This is a genomic window from Lactobacillus sp. UMNPBX15 (genome assembly GCF_002553785.1).
In the GTDB taxonomy this organism is placed as follows: Bacteria; Bacillota; Bacilli; order Lactobacillales; family Lactobacillaceae; genus Lactobacillus; species Lactobacillus crispatus.
In genome coordinates this window covers 1-3,259 of sequence record NZ_PCYV01000061.1, presented here as the reverse complement: position 1 = coordinate 3,259, position 3,259 = coordinate 1, and the positions used below count along the sequence as shown (strand labels likewise).

Below are 3,259 nucleotides of genomic sequence, written 5' to 3'. Positions count from 1 at the left end.
CAAACTAATTAAAAATAAAATTTACAATTTACATTGACTTATCACCACATGACTTCTGTAGATTAGATATTTATATTTTACAGGGAAGTCGAACGTATGTCTCTATTTTTAGAATAAAAAAAGCTGACTGCTAGGTCAGCTTGGCCCTATCCATCCCCGCATTAAAATACGGGGATTTTCGGGCGTTTTTCATTAAAGCGGGCTGCAAAGGAGGTCTTTGGATCTCCTTTTTCTTTATCTAAATTATAGCATATTTTTTAAATTAAAAGCCTGCAAAATTAATTGCGAGCTTTCTATTAATGCTTAGTTTTCCCAGTCATAAACCACAACTTTACCGGTCATATGACCACTTTCTACTAATTTATGAGCCTTTCGTAAATTTATTGCATTTAAGGGTTCTAATGACTTAGTCATAGTGCATTTAAGTTTGCCATTATCTAACATCTGGGCAATTTTGTTTAAAATATCATGCTGACTAATCATATCTTCAGTTTGATAATAGGATTTAGTATACATCCATTCCCACGAAAAGTGTGCTTTCTTTTTGGTAAGCAACCTTAAATTTATTGGACGATGATTTTCAGTAATTGAAACAATGTGTCCCTCTGGTTTAATTAACTCACACATTTCTTTCCAATGACCATCTAAATCCTTTAATTCTAGGATGTAATCAACATACTTATATCCTAATTTCCTTACTTGTTTTACCAAGTCTTCACGATGGTTCACAACATAATCTGTGCCGTGATCTTGTGTCCATTTAATACTATCTGGACGGGATGCAGTTGCAATTACTGTTAATCCTGCTAAATGTGCCAATTGTGTAGCTACTGATCCTACTCCCCCAGCACCATTAATAATCAAGATCGTTTTACTCTGATTATTCTCTTGATTCCAAGTTAAACCCATTTGTTCAAATAAGGCTTCATAAGCTGTAAGTGAGGTTAAAGGCATTGCAGCCGCTTCATTATCTTTTAAAGTCTTTGGAGCATGACCAACTATTCTTTCATCAACTAGTTGGTACTCACTATCACTGCCTGATCTAATAAATGAACCTGCATAAAATACCCTGTCACCTTGTTTGAAGAGCCTAACTTTCGACCCTACTTCTTCTACTACACCACATGCATCCCAACCGATCACTTTAGGCGTTTTTAAGACCATATGTCCACTTTTTCTAACTCCAACATCTACTGGGTTAACTGAAACTGCATTAACTTTTACTAACAAGTCATGACCCTTAGCAGTAGGTTTTTCCATATCAAAATCAATCAAACTTTCAGGATCATCAATCTTCAAGTGTTTTTTGAATCCAATTGCTTTCATTTTTATCTTCCTTCCTTATTTACTAATTAATTGTAAGTAAGCCATAGATAAAAACAAGAAGTGAATTTTTCCTTACTAAGTAACAAATTTTTCCCTAGCTTGATTAAATTTAAAGATTTAGAATTGAATTATTATATCGAGGTGAAAGAATGCCACGTCATATTTATAACTGCTCTGAAGGCTGTCCTGTTGAAAGTACACTTCAAATTATTTCAGGTAAATGGAAAAGTGTTATTATCTATCATTTAATCAAGAAAAAACACTGTCGTTTTAATGAATTGCAGAAATTGATGCCTAATTGTTCCAGACGAATGTTGTCACTTCAATTAAAAGAGCTAAAAAGTGATCAAATTATTGATAAAACTATTTTTCCAACAGTACCACCTAAAACAAGTTATCAATTAACTGCATTAGGTGAGACCCTTACCCCATTAATTTTAGAAATGGAAAAATGGGGCGACAAATATAATCAATTGCATGAATAAGAGCCCGCAAACTAATTGCGAGCTTTTTTATCTTGTTCGTCTTCTTTTGCAAACAAAATTTCTGTACAATTATTTTCGCAGAAAGTTTTATGAGCGGCGGTTGTTTTTCCTCCCGGAGGTGAGGCCTATGGTCAATATACTGCAGAAAGGGTTCAACCATGTCGGTTTACGAGAGTATTTCTTTGATGCTTTTGTTCGGTACGTTTGTGTTAGCTCTGCTAACTTACATCGACCATCATCACGACAAAAAATAAAAACGCCGCTCAATGTAATAACTTTGGAAGAGTTATTGAGTAGCGTTCACCGCAAAAAATAATCTTAACCGCCGCTCTTAAAGCGGACTACAAAGGAGGTCTTTGTATCTCCTTTTTCTTTACTTAAATTATAGCATATTTTCCAAAATGAAAACCCGCAAAATTAATTGCGAGCTTTTTCGACATCAATGACCACGGTGTTTTTCTCGACGTTTGACTTGTTTTTGTAAGAAACGTCTTTCTTGTTCTTCACGTTTCCTATCCTTCTTTACCTTTTTCTTGGCTATCTTTGACTGCTCAAATTGTTTTTTCAAAGCTTGTTGTGCTTTGGTACCAATAGCTTTCTTTTGCGTGGCCTTATGAGCCAATCTTTGTGCTCTCTTAGGATTAACATGATAAACTTTTTCTTTTTCCGCTGTAGTTTGATAAAAATGCAGTTTCGAATAATAAAAGTTTACTAGCTTAAGTATCTCTGGCATATGTGGCAATGAATCTCCGTGAAGTAAATGACAAGGCAGGTTTAGGTAGAAACTCCATTTACAATTGGAAGAATCAAAGACCAGGAATTGATGCACTTAATGCAGTTGCAGATGTACTACACACATCAGCCGATTATTTAAGTGGCAAGACAAACAATCCTAGCCCGTCACCTAAAGGTGATGAAACTGGTGGTATTTCTATCGATGGTGAAGTACCATATTTCTATCATGGCTACACTATTCCAGAAGACTACCTGAACATAGTTCGTCAACTTATGGAACGTGATATCAAAAAAGGACTTATTAAACGACATGACAACAGCAGATCAGAATAAACAAGAACTCATAGACTGGTTATTTGCCTACGCAAAAAAGCCTCAAATTGGCTATCTAAAGCCAAATGATGCTTTAATTGCTTTTTTCTCCAATGTCAATAGCTTAACTTAATGACATTGGAAGTCTAATTCTAGGTCATTTTTCTTTAAAGAAAGCAGTAAATGATTACGAGCTGGCTTAGACTTTTTAGCTTTTGGCTCACGAGCAAGAGGGACGATTAGCTTTTTTTCTGACATATGAATAACCTCCAAAATATTGATAAATTAATCATAATTGAAATCTAAAACGTAAGCGTCATATAACCGAGTATCTTTTTTAGTCCGTATTTTTCAGGTATTCTAATCTCATCAATTTAATGGAGGTTAAGAATATGATCGAA

Annotated in this window: 6 protein-coding genes; 3 read left to right on the top strand and 3 right to left on the bottom strand. The window is 34.7% G+C overall.

All coding sequences use genetic code 11. The features are described from left to right. Positions 1-303 precede the first annotated feature (303 nt). Positions 304-1,326: a zinc-binding alcohol dehydrogenase family protein gene (locus tag CP366_RS10220; RefSeq protein WP_057726280.1), complete on the bottom strand. Its 1,023-nt coding sequence runs from the start codon at positions 1,324-1,326 to the stop codon at positions 304-306. Between the two features lie 149 nt (positions 1,327-1,475). Between CP366_RS10220 and CP366_RS10215 the strand changes: the two genes are divergently transcribed. Further along, the gene (locus tag CP366_RS10215; protein ID WP_013085779.1) at positions 1,476-1,811 is read left to right on the top strand and encodes a helix-turn-helix domain-containing protein; all 336 of its coding nucleotides are present in this window, start codon (positions 1,476-1,478) and stop codon (positions 1,809-1,811) included. A gap of 158 nt (positions 1,812-1,969) precedes the next feature. After that, positions 1,970-2,065, top strand: a complete 96-nt coding sequence (locus CP366_RS10210) for a putative holin-like toxin (protein ID WP_080514199.1) — start codon at positions 1,970-1,972, stop codon at positions 2,063-2,065. A 185-nt stretch (positions 2,066-2,250) separates the two neighbouring features. Here the strand turns inward: CP366_RS10210 and CP366_RS10205 are convergent, their stop codons facing one another. Further along, positions 2,251-2,544, bottom strand: a complete 294-nt coding sequence (locus tag CP366_RS10205; RefSeq protein ID WP_080514222.1) for a YjdF family protein — start codon at positions 2,542-2,544, stop codon at positions 2,251-2,253. 8 nt (positions 2,545-2,552) lie between these two features. Here CP366_RS10205 and CP366_RS10200 point away from each other — a divergent pair, with 8 nt between their 5' ends. Next, positions 2,553-2,879, top strand: a complete 327-nt coding sequence (locus tag CP366_RS10200; protein ID WP_089145257.1) for a helix-turn-helix transcriptional regulator — start codon at positions 2,553-2,555, stop codon at positions 2,877-2,879. 108 nt (positions 2,880-2,987) lie between these two features. Here CP366_RS10200 and CP366_RS11105 read toward each other — a convergent pair whose 3' ends face one another. Beyond that, positions 2,988-3,116, bottom strand: coding sequence for a hypothetical protein (locus tag CP366_RS11105; RefSeq protein ID WP_005728161.1), 129 nt, complete (start codon positions 3,114-3,116; stop codon positions 2,988-2,990). Between the last annotated feature and the right edge of the window lie 143 nt (positions 3,117-3,259).

Coding starts and splice junctions, on each gene's coding strand:
- CP366_RS10220 (WP_057726280.1), bottom strand. CDS start 1,326: ATGAAAGCAATTGGATTCAAAAAACACTTGAAGATTGATGATCCTGAA.
- CP366_RS10215 (WP_013085779.1), top strand. CDS start 1,476: ATGCCACGTCATATTTATAACTGCTCTGAAGGCTGTCCTGTTGAAAGT.
- CP366_RS10205 (WP_080514222.1), bottom strand. CDS start 2,544: ATGCCAGAGATACTTAAGCTAGTAAACTTTTATTATTCGAAACTGCAT.
- CP366_RS10200 (WP_089145257.1), top strand. CDS start 2,553: ATGAATCTCCGTGAAGTAAATGACAAGGCAGGTTTAGGTAGAAACTCC.
- CP366_RS10210 (WP_080514199.1), top strand. CDS start 1,970: ATGTCGGTTTACGAGAGTATTTCTTTGATGCTTTTGTTCGGTACGTTT.
- CP366_RS11105 (WP_005728161.1), bottom strand. CDS start 3,116: ATGTCAGAAAAAAAGCTAATCGTCCCTCTTGCTCGTGAGCCAAAAGCT.